Source organism: Anabaenopsis sp. NIES-4685, assembly GCF_059725405.1.
In genome coordinates this window covers 3351272-3371279 of record NZ_AP043602.1, presented here as the reverse complement: position 1 = coordinate 3371279, position 20008 = coordinate 3351272, and the positions used below count along the sequence as shown (strand labels likewise).

Annotated in this window: 17 protein-coding genes and 1 tRNA gene; 5 read left to right on the top strand and 13 right to left on the bottom strand. The window is 41.2% G+C overall.

Annotation, left to right across the window (positions count from 1 at the left end):
- Positions 1-12: 12 nt before the first annotated feature.
- The 7 genes from AC6IZ0_RS14430 to AC6IZ0_RS14400 all read right to left on the bottom strand — a co-directional run bounded on the left by AC6IZ0_RS14430 (position 13) and on the right by AC6IZ0_RS14400 (position 9179).
- Positions 13-3222, bottom strand: coding sequence for a type ISP restriction/modification enzyme (locus AC6IZ0_RS14430; RefSeq protein WP_497723549.1), 3210 nt, complete (start codon positions 3220-3222; stop codon positions 13-15).
- 97 nt (positions 3223-3319) lie between these two features.
- A complete protein-coding gene (ftsH2, locus tag AC6IZ0_RS14425; protein ID WP_497723547.1) occupies positions 3320-5206 on the bottom strand; it encodes an ATP-dependent zinc metalloprotease FtsH2 in 1887 nt (628 codons plus the stop codon).
- Entirely contained in the window at positions 5203-5400 is a 198-nt protein-coding gene (locus tag AC6IZ0_RS14420) for a hypothetical protein (protein WP_271763529.1), read from the bottom strand. The genes ftsH2 and AC6IZ0_RS14420 overlap by 4 nt, the downstream gene beginning before the upstream one ends.
- 187 nt (positions 5401-5587) lie before the next feature.
- Positions 5588-6082 carry a hypothetical protein gene (locus AC6IZ0_RS14415; RefSeq protein ID WP_497723546.1) on the bottom strand — a complete coding sequence of 165 codons (495 nt, stop codon included), beginning with the start codon at positions 6080-6082 and terminating at the stop codon, positions 5588-5590.
- A gap of 139 nt (positions 6083-6221) precedes the next feature.
- Positions 6222-7667, bottom strand: a complete 1446-nt coding sequence (gltX, locus tag AC6IZ0_RS14410) for a glutamate--tRNA ligase (protein WP_497723544.1) — start codon at positions 7665-7667, stop codon at positions 6222-6224.
- Between the two features lie 148 nt (positions 7668-7815).
- A tRNA-Asp gene (locus tag AC6IZ0_RS14405) sits at positions 7816-7889 on the bottom strand.
- Between the two features lie 114 nt (positions 7890-8003).
- Positions 8004-9179: an esterase-like activity of phytase family protein gene (locus AC6IZ0_RS14400; RefSeq protein WP_497723543.1), complete on the bottom strand. Its 1176-nt coding sequence runs from the start codon at positions 9177-9179 to the stop codon at positions 8004-8006.
- A gap of 174 nt (positions 9180-9353) precedes the next feature.
- Here AC6IZ0_RS14400 and AC6IZ0_RS14395 point away from each other — a divergent pair, with 174 nt between their 5' ends.
- The gene (locus AC6IZ0_RS14395; RefSeq protein ID WP_200988190.1) at positions 9354-9644 is read left to right on the top strand and encodes a nucleotidyltransferase family protein; all 291 of its coding nucleotides are present in this window, start codon (positions 9354-9356) and stop codon (positions 9642-9644) included.
- A 93-nt stretch (positions 9645-9737) separates the two neighbouring features.
- On the opposite strand, the gene AC6IZ0_RS14390 is transcribed toward AC6IZ0_RS14395, so the two are convergent.
- Entirely contained in the window at positions 9738-11252 is a 1515-nt protein-coding gene (locus AC6IZ0_RS14390) for a TM0106 family RecB-like putative nuclease (protein ID WP_497723542.1), read from the bottom strand.
- 78 nt (positions 11253-11330) lie between these two features.
- Here AC6IZ0_RS14390 and AC6IZ0_RS14385 point away from each other — a divergent pair, with 78 nt between their 5' ends.
- Together AC6IZ0_RS14385 and AC6IZ0_RS14380 are read left to right on the top strand one after the other, a co-directional pair.
- Positions 11331-12518: an aminotransferase class V-fold PLP-dependent enzyme gene (locus AC6IZ0_RS14385; protein ID WP_497723540.1), complete on the top strand. Its 1188-nt coding sequence runs from the start codon at positions 11331-11333 to the stop codon at positions 12516-12518.
- Positions 12519-12596: 78 nt separating this feature from the next.
- Positions 12597-13679, top strand: coding sequence for a glycosyl transferase (locus AC6IZ0_RS14380; protein ID WP_497726067.1), 1083 nt, complete (start codon positions 12597-12599; stop codon positions 13677-13679).
- 17 nt (positions 13680-13696) lie between these two features.
- Here AC6IZ0_RS14380 and hisC read toward each other — a convergent pair whose 3' ends face one another.
- Positions 13697-14749: a histidinol-phosphate transaminase gene (gene hisC, locus AC6IZ0_RS14375; protein ID WP_497726066.1), complete on the bottom strand. Its 1053-nt coding sequence runs from the start codon at positions 14747-14749 to the stop codon at positions 13697-13699.
- 370 nt (positions 14750-15119) lie between these two features.
- On the opposite strand from hisC, the gene AC6IZ0_RS14370 reads away from it, so the two are divergent.
- Positions 15120-16031 carry a hypothetical protein gene (locus AC6IZ0_RS14370; protein WP_497723539.1) on the top strand — a complete coding sequence of 304 codons (912 nt, stop codon included), beginning with the start codon at positions 15120-15122 and terminating at the stop codon, positions 16029-16031.
- A 57-nt stretch (positions 16032-16088) separates the two neighbouring features.
- Here AC6IZ0_RS14370 and AC6IZ0_RS14365 read toward each other — a convergent pair whose 3' ends face one another.
- From AC6IZ0_RS14365 to AC6IZ0_RS14355, 3 genes are all read right to left on the bottom strand, one after another.
- Positions 16089-16802 (bottom strand): rhomboid family intramembrane serine protease, encoded by a 714-nt coding sequence (locus tag AC6IZ0_RS14365; RefSeq protein ID WP_497723538.1) that lies wholly within the window; start codon positions 16800-16802, stop codon positions 16089-16091.
- Positions 16803-17021: 219 nt separating this feature from the next.
- Positions 17022-17321, bottom strand: a complete 300-nt coding sequence (locus AC6IZ0_RS14360) for a hypothetical protein (protein ID WP_497723535.1) — start codon at positions 17319-17321, stop codon at positions 17022-17024.
- Positions 17281-17709, bottom strand: a complete 429-nt coding sequence (locus AC6IZ0_RS14355; protein WP_497723534.1) for a hypothetical protein — start codon at positions 17707-17709, stop codon at positions 17281-17283. The genes AC6IZ0_RS14360 and AC6IZ0_RS14355 overlap by 41 nt, the downstream gene beginning before the upstream one ends.
- A gap of 18 nt (positions 17710-17727) precedes the next feature.
- Between AC6IZ0_RS14355 and AC6IZ0_RS14350 the strand changes: the two genes are divergently transcribed.
- A complete protein-coding gene (locus AC6IZ0_RS14350) occupies positions 17728-17985 on the top strand; it encodes a hypothetical protein (RefSeq protein WP_497723532.1) in 258 nt (85 codons plus the stop codon).
- Between the two features lie 243 nt (positions 17986-18228).
- On the opposite strand, the gene AC6IZ0_RS14345 is transcribed toward AC6IZ0_RS14350, so the two are convergent.
- On the bottom strand, positions 18229-19956 hold the full coding sequence (locus tag AC6IZ0_RS14345; protein WP_497723531.1) for a protein kinase domain-containing protein: 1728 nt from the start codon (positions 19954-19956) through the stop codon (positions 18229-18231).
- Positions 19957-20008: the final 52 nt, after the last annotated feature.

Sequence of the window (20008 nt, the reverse complement as noted above, 5' to 3'; positions counted from 1 at the left end):
AAGACTTTGAGCTTATTCAATCGGGAACCCAGGAATTAAACCATCAATTTCTTCCATTAACCGTAAGGTTTCCGTTAACGCAACCACAATTTTTTGATAGTGGTTAATTTCTGCTACTGACAAGACCCGATGACTGTTCTTTCTATCTTTTAACCATTTATCTAATACTTGATATCCACCGATTTTAAATTCCCAGATATGTTGAGGAATATCTGTAAAATAACTCTGTTGATTGATATACACTCTTTGTAATTCTGAATTATAAGTTACTTGAGTAACTTGGTTATCCCCCTCGGTGAATGTGGTAATTAAATTATTTAGGGTGGGAGATTTCATTAAATGTAAATTTACTAATTCTTCTCCTCTGGTAGTTAAGGACTTAAATAATTGCTTGTTACTGGTTAAGGGGAGACGGGGAAAATCTATTTTGAGAAATTCTGCGTATCTGGTGCGATAGGTGGGACTGTGAAATATAGCATAAGCATAGTAAAGTATTTCTTCTGGGGTTGGTGTTTGACCTAGTTTGTTTTTAATGGTTTCTAGGAATTTGGGGGATAGGTTAGGAGTTTTTTGTATAAATAGGTTAGTTTGGTCATTTTCTGTATTTGGGTAAGTGTAGAGGGGGAAATAATAGTTATATTCTCTAGAATTTACTGACATTGTATTACCATCACCTATAGTATCAGTGACTAAACAATGTTTAAATCCTATATCTTTTTGCTGACGTGATAAAATCAAAGCCAAATTATTTAATTGCAAATTATTCATAACTTCTTTTCGGAGTCTTTCACAGAAAATCTCACTAAAAAATATATGTCTTTTATCGAAAGGGCGATATAAAATAGGATAAATCAAGGATTTAATATCTACTTTAATTAATAACTGTCTGGTTGTCTCTAATTTATAATTACCAGAGTCTTTTAAATTATACTGGCTTTCAACTTTTGCAGGAGTATTACTTGGGTTTAAGAAATCTGTTAACCTATCCAATAAAACCTGTTTGTCAAAATCTATAACAAAATGGTCACGATGTGTTTTAACACCACTAGAATTTACAGGGAAAATATCTGTAACACTCCAACCCTGATGATATTCCGTAGCTAAATCAAAATCCTTGGGTGCAAAAAAGTAATTAGGTGCTGTAGGTTGTAACTGAATCCAATCAACATTATCTAAACTTGCAGATTCCAGAAACCTATATTTACCCTCACGACTACCCCAGAGGTCATAATACCACACCCGCGCCATTTCCTGAACACCATCTCTGGACTTATAAGCAGTAGAAAAATAATCAGGTTCGCTTTTTTCCCTTACAGCAATTAAAATTGCGACCCCCTGCTGAATATCAAACACATTTTGATCAACACTTCCATCCGGTGCGGTTTCTTTTAACAAAGAATTACCGTGTAAATCCATAATATATAAAGTATCGAAATACTTTAATAACTCCTCTCTCATCCCCCGATGAATTAACCCATTGAGATAGGAATGATTGGTAATGAAACCAATAATCCCATAACCTTTGGGTGTTTTTTGAATTTGCTCTTGAGCTAACCGAATGAATTTAATATAGTCATCATCCAAAGGTTGAATATTCTTTTCTCTTTCTAACCTGACCCGACCTTTATATAATTCTAAAAGTTCCCCAATATAGGTTAACTCAGTAATAGTTTTACCTGCTTTACCAGTTTTATAAATCCGATTCCAGTCTAAACCAGTATATTCAATATCAGCTAAATACTTCTCATCTTGATTTAAAATTCTTTTGCGTTTACTCCCATTTTGGGAACTAACGGAATAGGGAGGATTACCCAATACTACCATTACGGGAATTTCGTTTTTGACTTTTCCTGCTTGACTTGATTCTTCTGCAAGAATTTCTGTGTTGATTCCCGGTTCTAATGCGTTAGTTAAATAAACTTTTAATCTTTCATCTGGGGCGAATTTATAACCTAAATCTCCTAATAATAAACCTAATTTTAAATGGGCGATGGTATAGGGAGTCATCAATAATTCAAAGCCAAAGAGACGGTTTAACAGTTTTACATCTCTTAAAAAACTATGCCATTTATCAATCCCATATTTAGCGACATTATCCCGAATTTGTTTAATAACTGCATATAAAAAAGTGCCTGTACCTGTCGCCGGGTCTAGAATGGTAACTCTACGATTACCTAAACCATATTGTAAATCAAAAATGTCTTCATTTTCTAAAATATCATTGACAGCACGAACTATAAAATTAACTACGGGTTCAGGAGTGTAATAAACTCCGCGACTTTTTCTTAATGATGCTGCATAAGCTGCTAAAAATGTTTCATAAAAGTGGATAACTGGGTCTTCTGTGCGGGTTTCTCTCCCGAAAGTTTCTAAGATGTTGGTCATATCAACTGTATTTAGTAAATCTACTAAATTTTCAATTGATTTATGAATTTTACTTAGGCTATCTGTGGCTATAACTACATCAAATAAACCTTTTAAAAAGGGGATTCTCTCACTAATATAAATACTAGCTGTTCGGCGATTAAATGTAAATTCTCCTGGGTTTTGAGCGTGACCAATTTTAGCTGTAAATAAACCATAGGCTATGGTTTGAGCATACATATCGGCAAAACTTTGATTATCTATATCTAGAATTAATATTTTCTTAAATGTTTCTTTTAATTGATATAATTGTTCTGTAGATGTTTCTATTTCTAAGGATGCTAAAATGGCATTTCTAATGGTTTTGGTATAAGCTGCCATTTGTTTAGCTAGGTCATAATAGTTATTAATATCTTGGGGTTTGTGGTTGAGAAATAATTGCAGTAGGTCTCTGATGGGTTGTAAATCATCTACTAGGATAATTTCCCCTTGCTCTAAATTAGCTAATTGAGCAGTTTGCTGACATTCTCCATCTACATACCAACGAAATTCTAGGTAATTAGTTAAAATCAGGTTATAACCAATGTTTGATTCTAAATAGCGTTTGAGTTGTTCGGTTTTGGCGGTTTTATCTAAATCAATATTAATATCTTTAGCTTCTATATATCCTAGGATGCGGTCATTTTTTCTGATGGTGAAGTCGGGAATACCTTGTTGATTACCTTTTTCTTCAATTGTGGCGTTAATTCCCATCATTAAACTTTCAATCAGTCTTTTTAAGCTGGGGTAATGACTACGTTCTCCACCGCGTTTGATGTTGGTTTGTAGGTCTTCGATGTAGTTGGTAAATTCTGTCATGGAGAATTACGGGAGTTTAGTTAAAGTCCGGGATCTGAGTAAAAAAAATAGGGACGGTCTTAACCATCCCCATTGCTGTCAAATTTAATTATAAGCTTTATAGCTGTGGTACATACTGAGCTTTTTCGGGTACTTCAGTGTACTCAGCGACGATCTGGCGGAATTCTTCGCCGTCAATGGTTTCTTTTTCAATGAGTAAATCTACTAGGCGATCGCAAGCTGTGCGGTGGTCGCGGATAATTTTCTTGGCGTTTTCGTAGCAATCTTCGGCGATTTTGCGGACTTGAGAGTCAATGCGAGCGGCGATCGCTTCGGAATAATCAGAGCGGGTTGTCCAATCACGACCTAGAAATACTTCTCCCTGTTGGCTTTCCAAAGACAGCGGACCTAGGTCAGACATTCCGAACCGGGTCACCATTTGGCGAGCCATTCCGGATAACTGCTGTAAGTCGCCACCCGCGCCAGTTGTGACTTCCGCAGAGCCAAATACCACTTCTTCAGCAGCACGACCACCCAACGCACCGGTAATTCTAGCTTTGAGTTGAGAACGAGAAATTAAACCTTGTTCTTCATTGGGGGTAAACCAAGTTAAACCCTGTGCTTGTCCACGGGGGATGAGGGTAACCTTTTGTACGGGGTCATGTTCTTTTAACAATGTCCCTACTAAAGCGTGTCCTACCTCATGGTAAGCAATCAAGCGTTTGCTCTTGCTATCTACTAAAGGAGTACCCTCCATACCAGCCACTACCCGGTCTACTGCATCATCAATTTCACTGAGGGTGATGGCTTCTTTGCGTCTTCTGGCGGTGAGGATGGCGGCTTCGTTGAGTAAATTGGCTAAATCCGCACCTGTGAAACCAGGAGTGCGCCGAGCGATGACTTCTAAAGATACAGTAGGGTCAAGTTTCTTATTGCGGGAGTGGACTTGTAAGACTTCCAAACGCCCTTTAATATCCGGTGCGTCTACAGTAACTTGGCGGTCAAAGCGACCGGGGCGCAATAATGCTGAGTCTAGGACATCGGGACGGTTGGTAGCGGCAATAATAATGATACCGGTGTTACCTTCAAAGCCATCCATTTCCGTGAGTAATTGGTTTAAGGTTTGCTCTCTTTCGTCATTACCGCCACCAATACCAGCACCCCGCTGTCTTCCTACTGCGTCAATTTCATCAATAAAGATGATACAGGGAGCGTTGTCTTTAGCTTTTTTGAATAAATCGCGGACACGGGATGCACCCACACCCACAAACATTTCTACAAATTCTGAACCGGAAATACTGAAGAAAGGTACACCAGCTTCCCCGGCGATCGCCTTGGCGAGTAAGGTTTTACCAGTTCCGGGCGGACCGACTAACAACACCCCTTTAGGAATGCGTGCGCCCACAGCGGTAAACCGTTCTGGCTGTTTCAGGAAGGTAACGACTTCTTGCAGTTCTTCTTTAGCTTCTTCAATACCTGCTACGTCGTCAAATTTCACCCCTGTTTTGGCTTCCATTTGAAACCGAGCCTTAGATTTAGCAAAGTTCATCGCTTGACCAGGACCACCGGGCATATTGCTAGAGCGACGGAACAAAAAGAACAATCCTGTAATTAAGAGGATGGGAAAAACCAGATTCCCCAACAGTCCCCAGATAGCGCCATCATTGCGCATGGGGTGAGCATCAAAACTGATGTTTTTCTCTTTGAGCTTGCTAATTAACTCAGGAGAATTAATTGGCAGATCCACCCGCCACCGTTGCACACGATTTTCGATATCTTGATCGCTGGCTTCGACTATTGCTGTTCTGCCACCTTCATACAAATCGACACTATTAACACGGTTAGCGTCTAGGTATTCCAGGAAGCGGCCATAGGTCATACGGGTATTAGCTGCATTTTTACCCATTTCAGCGGTATTGCCAGCAAAAGCGCCTTGCCAGAGAAAAAAGCCAATCACCAAAGCCGGCAATGTCCAGAGTACCGCGACTCGCCAGGAGAATTTCATTTTAATTTGCCTCTAGATGCCAATACAATTAACCTTCCGTAGAAACTGATGATGCCATCATCTGTGACTAGGTTAGGTATGCCATTTTGTTTAATTTGATCTTTGATCATAAATCGCTGTAGCCATAGGGGACTAACGGCGATATCAAAAAGTATCTTAATTAAAGTTAACTTAATTTTAATACAACTTTGCATCAAGCGTGAAAAACTAAGGCGACGAAAAGAAAATTAAAATGCCCATAACCCCTATATCCCTGTCATTGCAAGGATTTCAACATTTCTGAAAAAATTGTTTCAAAGTCGGTGAGGCTTTGAAACAATAGTTGTGGATGTGTTGAAACAAAGAATTCCCCCCTCTCCCCAGTAGGTATTCACCTTGTCTTTACTTAACTTGGGTGATGTGTAATGTATAAGGGAAATACTTGTCTTTTTGGTATGAACCCACCCAAATTTGGTATATTCCGGGTAACCACTCCCCCACTATGCCGGGATTTTCGCGATCAAAGTCGTCATTACACCAAGTTCCGCCAGGTCCTTTGACAATCATGGTGGTGTCTTGAGGACTTTGTATTAATAATTTCAAATAGTCGAATCCAGTTTTTAACTCTAATGTATGTCCGGGGGTGAGGTGGAAAAATCCGGTACAGGTACCAGTGGCTGTTTGAGACCGCCCCGCAATTTGTCTTGCTGGTAGTGAACCCCCACTCATCCCCCGTACTTTCACAGGATCTGGAGAAAATTCTCGGTTGATAGTGATGTCCCCAAATATCGGTGGTGTTTCCTGGGCATTGGCTATGGCTTGAATTACAGATGTGGTGCCCAGTACAAATATGATCAAGAATAATCTTATCCCTTGGTTGATCACTATTTTCGACATTAAAGATTAGGTTTTGGTGGACACTAATTTTACACAGCAAGTTCCCAAAATGAGAGAAATTTACTGCTGGGGACTGGGAAAAGCAGGGAAAATTATCAAAAATTTCTCCCGGTCTTCTTGTCCCCTGTTGTGAAAGCGCCTAATTGGCGGCGGACATGGCTTGCTGTAACCGGGGTTTGTCTAAATTAATCTGATTGAGCAGTAACCAAGATTGAATTAGATCCGGTCCATGAACATCTCCAGTTAAAGCCGCTCTGAGCGATCGCATAACTAAGCCTTTTTTAAGTTTTTGCTCTTTTACCACTTGTTTAATGATTTCTTGGGCGGTTGTTTCTGACAGATGGGGGTGATTTTCCAAAGCTGCGATAATTCCCTGAATAGCAACCTCTGAACCTTCTTTTTGTAGTTGCTCCCTAGCTTCTGAGGTAAATTCTACTGTTTGAGTGAAAAACGGTTTACTCATTTCCACCGCATCTGTGAGACGAGTTAAACTCTGGCTGATTAAAGTGACTAACTGCTCTAACCAGGGGCGTTCTCGTCCTCCCTCAAAGGTAAATTTAGCATCTTCCCAAAAGGGGATGATTAAATCTGTCAGTTGCTCCAGGGGCATATGATGGAGATACTGACTATTTAACCAATCCAACTTTGCCCAGTCAAATTTGGCTCCAGCTTTGTTCACCCGCTCAAAGCTAAAGTGTTCGGCTGCGGTTTCTAAGGTAAAGATTTCCTCTGTTGATTCCGGTGGCGACCACCCCAGTAAGGTCATGTAATTGACTAAAGCTTCAGAGGTGAAGCCCATTTTCTGAAAGTCAGAAATAGAAGTCACTCCATCCCGTTTGGAAAGTTTGCGCCCTTCCATATTTAATATCAGGGGTGTATGAGCAAATTCGGGAATTTTACCTCCTAAAGCTTCATATAACAAAATTTGTTTGGCGGTGTTGGCTATGTGGTCTTCCCCGCGGATAACATGGCTAATTTGCATATCTATGTCATCAACTACAACCACAAAGTTGTACAGTGGTTGACCAATACCTGTTTCTGAAGCGCGGGCCATGACCATATCACCACCAAGGTCACTACCTCGCCATGTCATTGTTCCCCTAACTAGATCATTCCAGACAATTTCTCGCTCATCAGCAATTTTGAACCGAATCACACAGCTGCGCCCTTGGGCTTTAAAGGCTGCTTCTTGTTCTGGTGTCAGGTTGCGGTGACGGTTGTCGTAGCGGGGAGCTTGGTTTGTGGCTTTTTGGGCTTCTCGTAGTGCTTCTAGTTCTTCTGATGTGGTGTAGCAACGATAGGCTAATCCTTGTTCTAGAAGTTTTTCCACCGCCTCTTTATACATATCCAGGCGTTGGGATTGGAAAAATCGCCCTTCATCCCAGTTTAACCCCAACCAGCGAAAACCTTCCAGAATATTTTCAGTATATTCGGGACGCGATCGCTCTAGGTCTGTGTCTTCAACTCTTAGAATAAACTTCCCACCATGGTGGCGAGCAAATAGCCAGTTAAACACAGCGGTTCTGGCTGTACCAATATGTAAATTCCCCGTGGGACTCGGCGCAATCCGGACTCTAACAGTCACAATTAATTCTCTCTTTCACAAAGCATCATCAATGTAGCTTATATCTAGACTGAAATCCTCAGTTTTAGGACTCAGCACCATAGACAAACATCCCCAAATACATATATTATGCTGCAGGGGATTTATAAATTATTGCTCGTAACCCAAACGGGACTGACGGGGCTCGAACCCGCAACTTCCGCCGTGACAGGGCGGTGCTCTAACCAGTTGAACTACAGTCCCTTGATTTCCAACTTTCTTAAGTTACCTCTTATTTAGATAATTGTCAAGTGTTTTTTGAAAAAAAAATCAGATTTTTTTTCTGGCTGGTTTGGCGCGTCTAGTTAGCCGGGGTTGTTACCGCCTGATTAACCGGCGTAGTAGTCTCATCAGCGGTGACTCAATCTTAACTTTAAAAGCCAGAAATTGGTTGCGCTGGAATGAATTAAAATTGTTATCACTGATCAAAATCAATGAACGATATCCATCAGGTAGATCCGGGCCAAAAGTTAAACCTTCGATATTATCTAAGACTACATCTAGACTTGTCAAATCTAAGAGCAATTTTTTCTCTGCGGGTTTAATTTTCTGTGAGTCCACTGCTAAAAGGCTGTTAATATTCTGAATATCATCAGCACCTTCTAGGGAAACCTCAAATAGAGAAACAGCAAATAACAACCCAGTAAAAGAGCGTTCTATACTCAGGAAATGTCCGCGGTTATCTAATGCTAGTAAATCCGGTAATCCACTACTAAACCTACCAGTAACATTGAGCATTTCTCCTACTGGTTCAGTTGGGTATAAAAATTCCTTTTCTGGTAGATTAGTGAAGAGATTATACTGTAAAATTCGCGAAGAAGTACCAACATTAGGTTTAGTAGCTGGGCCATCTTGAATCAGAGCATTTTCTGTGGCGGTGAATAAATACTGATGGTTAGGTGTGATGGTGAGGCTTTCAAAGGCTAAGTTATTGCGGATACCTTGCTGACCGTTTTTGTCTGGTAAAAACTTATTTGGTATGGGTAATGTTGTCAGCAATTTACCCGAGTCCAGGGCGAACTCTTGAATAAAGGGATTAATTAATTGTCTCCCATCCCCCTCGGAAGAAATAAATACAGTGTCCCGATTAGTTACAGCAATACCTTCTGTATCTGTTTCCCCGGGAGGAAAGGGTTGATTATCTTGATTTAAAATTGTAGTTACACCCACGGGAACAACATCGCCATTTTGCAGTTTACCTTTACTCAAGTCTATCTTGAGGGTATAAAATCGAGCGGGTGCTTTTTCTCCCCGGTCATCGGAGATAGCATAATAAACATCTTTGTTGGGGTCGTAAGTAATTCCAGATAATCCGCCAATTGCGTTGTTTTTCAGGGTGGAATTATGAGGTAAAATTGCTTCACCAATAAATTCTATCTGACTAATTTCGGCGGCGTATAATTGTGAATTATTCAGCAGTGTCGTGACTAAGATGATTGTCAGACTAATGGCAATGATTCCAGGGAATGATAAAAGTTTTTTAATTAGCTGCATATTATTTTGATTATGGGGGTTCTCACCCTCCCACTGGGTTTTGATAGAATATATAGGCGGTGGAATGTTGAACTTGTAATTAATTATGCCAGTTAACTCAAGAGGCTGAAGAGAGTATATTTACAAAAAGAAAATGTTTTTGGCAAAATACCTATTGATTTCAGGAGTGGGTTTATGGGAATTGATGAGATACTCACGGCTCATCGTGAAGAAATATTGAGGATTGCTGCTGAGTATGGAGGATATAATGTACGTGTTTTTGGTTCTATAGCCAGAGGTGAAGCAAGAGTAGATAGTGATATAGATTTTCTGATGGAAATTGAACCACAACGAACTTTATTAGACCAAATTGCTTTGATGCAATCCTTGGAGGAATTGCTCGGACGTAAGGTAGATATCACTGAACCAGACAACTTACACGAGGTGATCCGGGAAAGAGTTTTGGAGGAAGCAGTTTTTTTGTGAGGGTTAGATTGACCGTGTTAGCCTGTGGACTAGATAGTGCTGACACTTCTAGGGTGAAACACAGAAGAAAAAGCGGACTTTTGTTAGTATTAGTTAGCTTTTTTGGATCGGATGGGTATGATTTTGAAAAAAGGTAACTAGCCAATCCTTAACATTACGGGTAGCTCGACAATCATCCTCGTTATAACTTTGAATCACTTCGAGTAAAGTGCGATCGCCTGTTTCTAACCATTGGTCATACCAATAAATACACTTAGCACCACTAGCTTCTTTTTCCCGCCACTCAAAGCCCAACCAACGGGCGATCGCTTTAAGTGCATAGCTTTCTACGGGTAAAGCGACGGTTTTAATTAATTGTTCATAGACATCAACAAACCGATTCAAAACAGGATAGACTAGGGAGTTAGGAGTTTGGTAGAGTTTCCCTAGGCGTTTGACAGTATCAACTTCATAGACGCAAAAATGATAAATTGGTGCTTGGGGATATTGCCAAACCAAATCTAAAAATTGCTGCCAAATTAATTCTTCTTCTTCTGGTTTTTCGGCGATAAAGGAATAGAATTTTTCCGTCTTGGCTTGCTGGTCAACCACCAAAATTCCCAACAAATAATCTAAATCCAAATCTGGCTGGGCTTCAATATCAAAATAAAGCTCTACAGGAGCGGTAAATAGAATATCTTCTTTTGGTAACCCATGGGGTAACATCAAAGGTTGTCTGTAGAGTACAGATTGGGCTTGTAATATAAGTTTGGCTGCAACTGCACCATCAAAACCAGGAAGGTTTTCTAAAGTCTCAGGGGTAGTATGAGCTAGAGATTCTAGGGTAGTGATAGATAAAGCCTGAAGTTGGTCGTAGCGCAGGGGTGTTACCCCTGGTAACAAAGAAAGGTGTTGCTGTGATTGAGCGACCTGATAACAGTCATTATACCAGTGGCAAAGATTGCACTTTTGGCGAGAAATAAATACTTCTGGTGGTGAGGGTAACTGTAAGTCCTGGAGAAACTCTAGTAAAATGCTTTGCATTTGTGGAATCCATTTATCTAAATCCACTGCATAATCTCTGTTTTTTGTCCGCAACAGTAGCCAAGCGTTTTCCGGTATGATACCCTGTACGTTTGCCAATACTTGGGCGTGAAAGGCCGCCACAACTTGATATTCTTGCTTAGGACGCTTACCCAATTCAATATTTACGGGTACATACATCCAATCCCCAAACCGAGATTGTCCCGACTGTTTTACCAGTAAATCAGGACGACTAAGAAAAGTGTGTTCTGTATATTCTGGGGATAGTGAAACATCTTCAGGAGTAGGAGTTACCAAATCATAGTACTCAGCTAAGAGTACACCGCGATAAATGTAGTCAACCCCACGCTGCATTAATTCTACAGTCGCTGCTTGACCTGCTTCCCAGTCTCCTCGTGGATAATCTGGTTTGTAATAATCGCCCAACTCTGCCAAAATACTGGTACGATGGGCGGCCTTGTCTTGTTGTAATTTGAGTAGCAACTCATTAGCAGCATCCCGCTGGGGTCTATCGCCCTGAGCATCTAGGACAGGTCGGCGTTTGCAGCGTTGATATTGCAGTAATTGTTCAGCATTGATTAACATTCCTTTAAGTTAACAAGAATTTCAAAAATCTGGTCATGAGCCGGAGAGTAAACTGGTTTGTGAGCAAAATTGCTATTTATGACAAATATTTTGGCTAGAGAAACTCAATTACATCAACATCGCGCACAATTTCCCGCTTTGGGAAATAAGATTTATTTTAATTATGGTGGACAGGGGCCAATGCCTCAAGGGGCAATGGATGCCATTACTCAAGCTGAAGCTGATACCCAACAAGCGGGACCTTTTGGTAATCAAGCTTACGCCCTAGTTGCACAAGCAAAGCAAAATCTTAGGGAAGCTTTGGCTTGTGAGTTGCAAGCACCACCAGAAACTATTACCCTCACAGAAGATGTTACCGTTGGCTGTAATATTGCCATGTGGGGTATTGATTGGCGTGGGGGTGACCATATGCTACTCTCGGACTGTGAACACCCAGGAGTAATTGCTATTTCCCAGGAAATCGCCCGTAGGTTTGCTGTGGAAGTTACTATCTGTCCCCTCAAGGTAACTTTAAACACAGGCGACCCTGTAACGGTGGTTGCTCAACACTTACGCCCCAATACCCGCTTAGTAGTTCTTAGTCATGTTTTCTGGAATACAGGACAAGTTTTACCCCTTGACAAAATTATAGAAGTATGCAGAGCTAATAATTCCTTGGTGTTGGTAGATGCTGCTCAGTCTGTTGGCTTATTACCTTTAAATTTAACCGCATTGGGGGCGGACTTTTACGCCTTCACGGGTCATAAATGGTTATGTGGTCCTGGGGGTGTGGGTGGTTTATATGTCCGTCCCGAAGTTAGAGACAATTTACAACCCACATTTATCGGCTTACGTGGCATTGTGGTAGATAGTCAGGGTCAAAGGGTAAGTTGGCAACCGGATGGGCGAAGATATGAAGTATCGACATCAGCAACGTCATTATATGCTGGTTTGACAGGGGCGATCGCCATTCATCAGCAATGGGGAACCCCACAACAACGTTATGAGCAAATCTGTGATCATAGTGAATACCTGTGGAGAAGATTAACAGACCTAACCAATATCCGGTGTTTACGCACATCTCCACCCCAAAGCGGGATAGTTTCCTTTCAACTGTCTGAGGAAAAATCGGGGGTACATTTCCAGTTAGTCCAATTCCTAGAGTCACAAAGAATATTAACTAGAACAATTGCTGATCCTGACTGTATCCGCGCCACTGTCCATTATTTGACCCTAGAAGCAGAAATTGACCAATTAATAGAGGCTTTACAAAGGTTTAGCCTTTAAGTAAGAGGAAGGGGGGAAAAGGTAGCATTGTATTTATGTTCCTCTTCCCCAATTTAAATTAGTAATTAGCAATTATCAATTATGCGGCCAATTTTATATGTAGCAATTACTAACCACGGTTTCGGTCATGCTACTCGCACGGCTTCAGTGGTATCAACAATTCAAAAATTATGTCCAGAAGTTTTATTGATTCTGGTCACCACCGCCCCCCGGTGGTTGCTAGATTCCTATATAGAGGGGGATTTTATTCATCGTCCCCGGGCTTTTGATTTGGGTGTAGTCCAGGGAGACAGTTTGACAATGGATAAACCGGCGACTTTAGCCGGTTTGCGGGATATTCAACAGCGTCAAAATTCCCTAATTGCCTCAGAAGTCAATTTTATCCGCCAAAACCGGGTGAATTTAATTTTAGCAGATATTCCTTTTTTAGCTCCTTTATTTGCTAAAGCCGCAAATATTCCCTGTTGGATGATGAGTAATTTTGGTTGGGACTTGATTTACCGACATTGGGGGGGTGAATTTATCACCATTGCGGATTGGATTAGTGAATGTTACTCTCAATGCGATCGCTTGTTTCGTTTGCCTTTTCACGAGCCGATGTCATCTTTTAGTAATATTACTGATGTGGGCTTAACTGGTGGTTACCCTCGTTACTCTGCCGAGGAACTGCGCGCTACTTGGGGAATTACTGCGCCCAAATCAAAAACGATATTAGTCACCTTCGGGGGTTTGGGGTTAGAAAAAATACCTTACGAAAATTTACGAAATTTTCCAGATTGGCAATTTGTGATCTATGATCAATCAGCCCCGGACTTACCTAATGTCAAAAAGGTTAGCGGTTCCAAATACCGCCCAGTAGATTTTAGTCCTATTTGTGGGCGTGTGGTTTCTAAACCTGGTTATGGCACTTTTGCGGAAGCGACAAAATTTGATATACCTCTGGTGACCATTCCCCGGGATGACTTCGCGGAAGCTAATTTTCTGTTAGCAGGGATTGTGAATTATCATCACCATCAAATTATCACTTCCCAGGAATTTTTTAGCGGTAATTGGGATTTTTTGCGTCAAGAACCCCAGCAACCCCAGCAATCTCAACCTTTAGCTAAAGATGGTAATGAAGCGATCGCCCAGGCTGTGATTGACTATTTTCACAGTTTGTAGTATGTAATAAAACCTAACTAGGAACAAATTTGACGGAGCGCCTCTACTAAAACTTGATTTTGTTGGTCTGTACCCACGGTAATGCGTAACTTATGATCCAGTCCTGGGCGTGGGAAGTAGCGTACTAAAATCTGTCGTTCTTTGAGCCGTTGATAGAGGAATTGAGCATTTTCTTGGGGGGGTTGTACGAATAAAAAGTTAGTCTGGGAATCCCCAACCTGAAAACCTAATTGTTTTAAGTCCGCGGCTAGTTTAGTCCGTGATGCTTTCACCTTGGCTACACAAGCATTTTTATAAGCTTGATCTGTCATAGCTGCGGTTCCCAATGCGCAGGCGATCGCATCAATGTTATAGCTATCCTTCACCTTAAACAACCCATCGAGTAAGCCAGGATTTGCCACCCCGAAGCCTAGACGTAACCCTGCTAAGGAGTAACCCTTAGAAAGTGTGCGAACCACAATTACGTTATCATATTCCTTCACCAAAGCCAGTGCATTCTCCTGTGCAAAATCTACATATGCTTCATCAATGACCAAAACCCCAGATAATCGGCTTGCTAGCTTTCTCAGGTCTTCCATGGGGACAATACACCCCGAGGGACTATTAGGGGATGCGATGAACGTCACATTTCCATCAGCGGTAATTAGTTCTTCCAGGGGGAATCTGTCATCTTCTCCATAGGGAATCTCAATAATTTCTGCGCCCTGTATTTGTACTAAGGTCACATATAGTACATAAGTTGGTATAGGGTAAACGACCTTTCTCCCGGGTTCAGCGCAGGTTCTAACTACTAGGTTCAAAACCTCATCACTACCATTACCGACAATAATCCAATCATGGGGAACACCCAAAACCTTGCTTGCGGCTCGCCGGAACTCTCCCCCTAAAGGTTCTGGATAACGTCGTAACCATTCCCCGTTAATATTCTTCAGCAGGTCTAGCACCACCGGTGAAGGAGGATAAGGATTTTCGTTACTATTAAGTTTAATTATCTCTAGGCCGGGTTGGGGTTGTTCGCTGGGGACATAGCTAGCCATTGTCCTGATATGATTGCGAAAATAGTTATTTATCATAGTTTATTAGGTAACTAAATTAGCTAAAGCCTTTTTCAGGCTCATGAAGTACACACCAATTCCCTATTCCCTGTTCGGTGTGTTCCCTGTTCCCTCAAACTAAAAAAATTTGTCCATCACGACCATGGGAAATGCTATATAACCTTGACACAGAGAAGTCATTAGCTTAATAGTAGTGAGTTGGTGTGAGCATGAGCTAGTTTTTGTCTAGGCGAGAAACTCCCATAACCCTAACTCCTGACTCAGGGTAGTCTAGTCACCTGGACTTCATATTCTTTAGTGTGTACTTATGGGATTTTATCAGCCTGTCACATGCCGCCTATAGTATCTCCAAAAAATTATTGCTTGTACAAAAAAACTAACAATTATGTCATCTAATGAACCTACCCCCAATGGAATTAATGAGGCTGAAACTCAACAACCCGCACCTGAAGCTGAAGAAGTAAGTATCGATACTGAAAATCAGGTAGAGATTGAAGAACCTGAAGCAATCTTTCAAGCTATTGGGGTAATTGTTGGAGATGTCAACCTGAATGAAGATGGTAAGAACACTGTTACTATTGGTAATTTTGATTACCCACTTTTTTACATTCCCCAAAAACGCAAAGTATTTGACGCTCTGATTAAAGAAATAGAAACTACTGGGAACCGTACTTTTAGGTTGGTTGTTTATCCTAAAGTCATTCATTTTCCCCGTAGAGATCAACCCCATAGCGTCACTTTTCAGCTAGTTGGCTTTGACAGAGGGCGAGAAAAACAGACAGTTTCAGCGGAGCTAGAAGACAACGAGTTTAAATTCTCAGGACTATGGCAATTTATCCCCGTCTGTCAAACCCCCTGTATTTCTGTTTTCCGCAATTTTACTCGCGAAAGACTTGAATATATTAAACAAGCGGAGGCCAGTAAAAAAGTCAAATTTATGAAGGTTAGCCATCTACCCTTATTCTGGAAGGACTCACCGGTTAGACCTTTCCGATTTAATCCCAAAGCTGAAAAAGAAGACCAAGGACATGCGGTATTTGTCTCATTGAAAGCCAAATTTCTGCCTGGGCGTAATGTCTTCGGTTTTGTGGCCCTATTAGCGCCACCCCAAGAAACCGCACCTAGATTTCTCAAAGCATCTAAAAAGGATAAAGCTACGGCGCTGCAGGAATCTAGAAAAAATCAACCCACGGTACCGCCAGTATCCAAAAAGGTTGATACCAAGCCCAGCAGTAATCTACCCAAAACTATTATCAAAAAGAAGTCCCCAGAGGCTAAAAAGGACGGCGAGAAATAGGTTCAGCCCACAGGCGTGAGCCTGTGGCTAGCCAGATGAACAATTTTCGCCCATTACCTATGATTTAGAGGATGATTCATAGTATCTAATTGCAGCAGCACCAAGACATAATCCTAGTAATTGTACCCAGAAGGAGAAGTTAGCTGAGTTGACATCGGATGCAGTTATGTTTAAGCTGCCAATGCCGTAAAATAGCTGTTGTATAAACCACCAAAATAGGTAAGAATAGGCAGGTAATTCTACTGGTATGTATAAGATTAACAGGGGCATGATAGTATCAATTTTCCCTTGAGGGAACTTGCTGAGGTAGGCTCCTAAGATAGTGGCGATCGCCCCATTTGCGCCAATTAATGGTACTGTCAAACTCGGTTCTAAAATAATTTGTGCTATTCCCGTGAGTATCCCCCCTCCTAGATACAAAGCTAGGACACGTTTATAACCAATGACACTCGACAAGGTTTTACCAAAAACCCATAAAAATATGAGATTCCCGACAATTTGACTAATACTACCATGGAGAAACATGGCTAAGAAGAGGGAAGGTAACCGCCAAAAAACAACCACCCAAGCAGCTGGATTTAAATAGATAGCATGGGTAATTGCACCACTAATCTGAGCGGGAATCAAACCCCAGCTATCAATAAAAGATGCTAATTCCCCGGTTATTCCTAGTTTTATTTGCCAGAGAAATATAGCAATGTTAATACCAATCAGCCAATAAATAACAATTGGTGGATGACGCAGCCGAATATGATCACTAATAGGAATCATCTATAGAAATCCGGTTTGGTTTCTGAATTGATTTGTCTAGGTAGGGAACAGGGAACAGGGAACAGGGAACAGGGAACAGGTAAGAAGAATTGCCGTGTGTACTGAGTCTTGTTCAAAAATCAAATAGGAGTCCTCTATCTCATTTTTTGCCTCAAACCACCCCATCATATCAACAATTGGTTAAAGAAATTCCGGGATTTAAAACTGTGATCAAACCCCTTAAAAGCTGGACAAAATATTTAATTTTTCCCGCCAATCCTGATCATAGCGCAGAGTTATAACTTGATAACTAGTATTGTATCTGAGGTTATCTCGCTGAATTTTGTCCTGTTTTTTTTGCTCAGGGCTATCATGTACAGAGCCATCACAGAAAATTGCGATCGCCTCTTGCTCATAAACAAAATCTGGTTTACAGTCAGCTTCAGGGATGAACTTTTGCGCCGTATCGGGTAATTTAAATAATGTTCCCTGGTGCAAATTACCGTAAAGCCACAGCACGGAGACGGGAGATAAATTCACCGCCATCATTAGTAGGAATGTAAGCCCTCACTGGTAAGCGGGGGAAGTTGAACCCTGGTAAAAATCCCTCAGCTGCAAAGTAGCGGTAGGGATAAAATTCAAATTGGTGATTATTGTTACCTTGCTTGTATCCTATCAGTAAATCTATTTGTCGTTGGGCTTCCCGTTCTTGGGCTTTGGCGTTGTCCCGTTCTTCTTGATTCACACCACCAGCAACAGAACGATCAATAGTCAGTCTGGCTGCGTCTCGTTGTTTAACTGCTTCACGGTATAGTTCACGCCAGCGATCGCACTTTCTATCAAAAGTATTCAGTGCATTTTCGATAGTAAATTGTAGCCAATGATCAGAATACCAAGAGGTTTTTTGTAAATCACAAGAAAATCGCAAAAAAGGCACTTCCTCCACTTGGCTTTAGACAGTGGAGGAAGTGCCAACGGCGAATTGATTCGCCGTGATGATATAATCAAGGTGCGAGTAAGAATAACCATCTGCACGAAGAAGTATTTTGAGCAGGAGAAACCCCTGATTTATCTCGTCTCGGCTTTGACCGTAATCTGGGTAAACAAGCAAAGGCAAAATACAGAGTGTATACCGCCAAAATTCGATGGACTCAGAAAGCCAAAAAAATATAAAATTTTGCGCAATTGCAACACTTATCCGTAGGTAGTTGTTTTGAGCGTGTAGGGGGATAATTGACTATTCCTTTTAAGCAAGTCTTAAAGAATCTGCGTGTCTTCAGACCGCAGAGTGTCAAAGCATAATCCCACGTCTAGTCATGGGAGTATTAACAGCAAGCAATGCCTTATTTAATTTACAAGAATATCCACAGGTAATGGACTTTTATCACCAAGCCATATGATCAACAAGTAATTAAAGCCCGTTACCAGAACCAGCAAAGGCAATTATCTAACGAATACTTACCTCTTGCAGCTCCTTGTCTGGGTGAAAATTGTCATTTTTAGCGGTTAAGGAATTCAACGCGATATTTACACCTCGATCATACAGTTGCTGCTGTTGGGTATATTCATTCAGTTTAGCCCGAGCTTGAGGGTAAACAGAACTACTTTTATGAATTTTACGCAGAAACTGGATAGCGCCACTAAAGTCGCCAACAGATGCTTTGATATTGGCACGATGTAAAAAATAAGCCGCTCTAATCTGCCGCTTTTGGTCGTACTCGGCTATTTTCTCTTGAACTAAAGCACTAGCAGTACTGTCGGGAGGAATTTGACGCAGATATTCTATAGCCGCTGAAAATTCTCTATCTACGGCTTTTGCATAGGCTTTTGATAACAAATCGTGTGTTTGTGTGGCAATGTTGGCTTGTGCTTGCTCCACCAGTTTCTCTACTTTAGATTGCCAATATAAAATATCTGGTAATTTCGCCGGCACACTTAAAACATCTGACCATCTCTCCTCATTTAGGGCTTGTTGGGCAATTTCGTATTGTTCAGCCGCCAATCGCCATTTGCCCTGCCATTCTTCTATATTAGCTTGAACCTCCGGGTAAACATTGCTGTAAGCAGGAATTGATTCAGCTAACGCCAGGGCTCCTCGAAAATTGCCTGTTTGATATTCTTTTATGGCTATATCTAATCTGCCTTTATGAGAATATGCAGGAGAATTATCCATTAAAGAACATGCTGCTAATCCCACTAATAAGGAATTAGCCGCCAAGCCTAATTTCATCCCTGAACATACTGGGGAGGATGTAGCAAAATTATGTTTTGGTTGTGGATCCTGATTTTTAGCCCTGATGATTTGATGGAGTTGATGGGGTATTTTCGGGGCGTTGAAGACTTGATTAAGGGTATATAAGACTTCAGCCGCAGACTGAAAGCGATCTTGGCAATCATAGCAAATCATTTTACTCAGAATAGCAGCTAGCTGATCACTCACTGATATATCTTCAGTCCGCCAGATAATCTCACCAGTTCCAACATTTAGTTTTAATTGCAGTGGTTCTAGTCCTGTTAAGGCTTGAATGGCAATCATACCCAAAGCATAAATATCACTATTGGGCAGGGTTTGACCAATAAATTGCTCTGGCGATATGTACCCCAGGGCGTTTACAGGAAGGTTATAAATAGGTAGCTCCCCATATGCGCCTAAATCAACTGACTCGATTAAACCGAAGTCGATTAAGGCTAATTTGCCATCAAGAGTACGTCTAATCAAGTTTTCGGGCTTAATATGGCAATGGATCACACCTTGAGAGTGAACAAAATCTAAAATACCTAGGGTATCTTCTAACAATTCTATAACTTCGGTTTCCGTCCACAGACCTCCGCAGGAATGCTTGATGGGTAATTCCTGAGTCAGGGAATGTCCCTCTACAAATTCCTGTACTAAGTAGAAATGCCCATTTTCTTCAAAATAGGCGACAAACTGGGGAATTTGACCATGGGTTCCTAGACGCTGCAGAGTTCCTGTTTCATTGAGAAAGCAAAATTTTAAACTGTCTAAGTAGCTGGGGGAGAATTGCTCACCGTTAATCTGTTTAATCGTGTATTTGCTATTTCCCGGGTGGTCTCTATCTATGGCGATGTATGTTTCGCCAAATACCCCTGCACCCAGGCTTTGGATAACTTGGTAACGTGCTTGTAGTACTTTACCGATCATGTGATCATTCATGAGCTGGTTACTAAATAAGGCCTTATCATATGTTTCGCTAGATCAAGCGTTT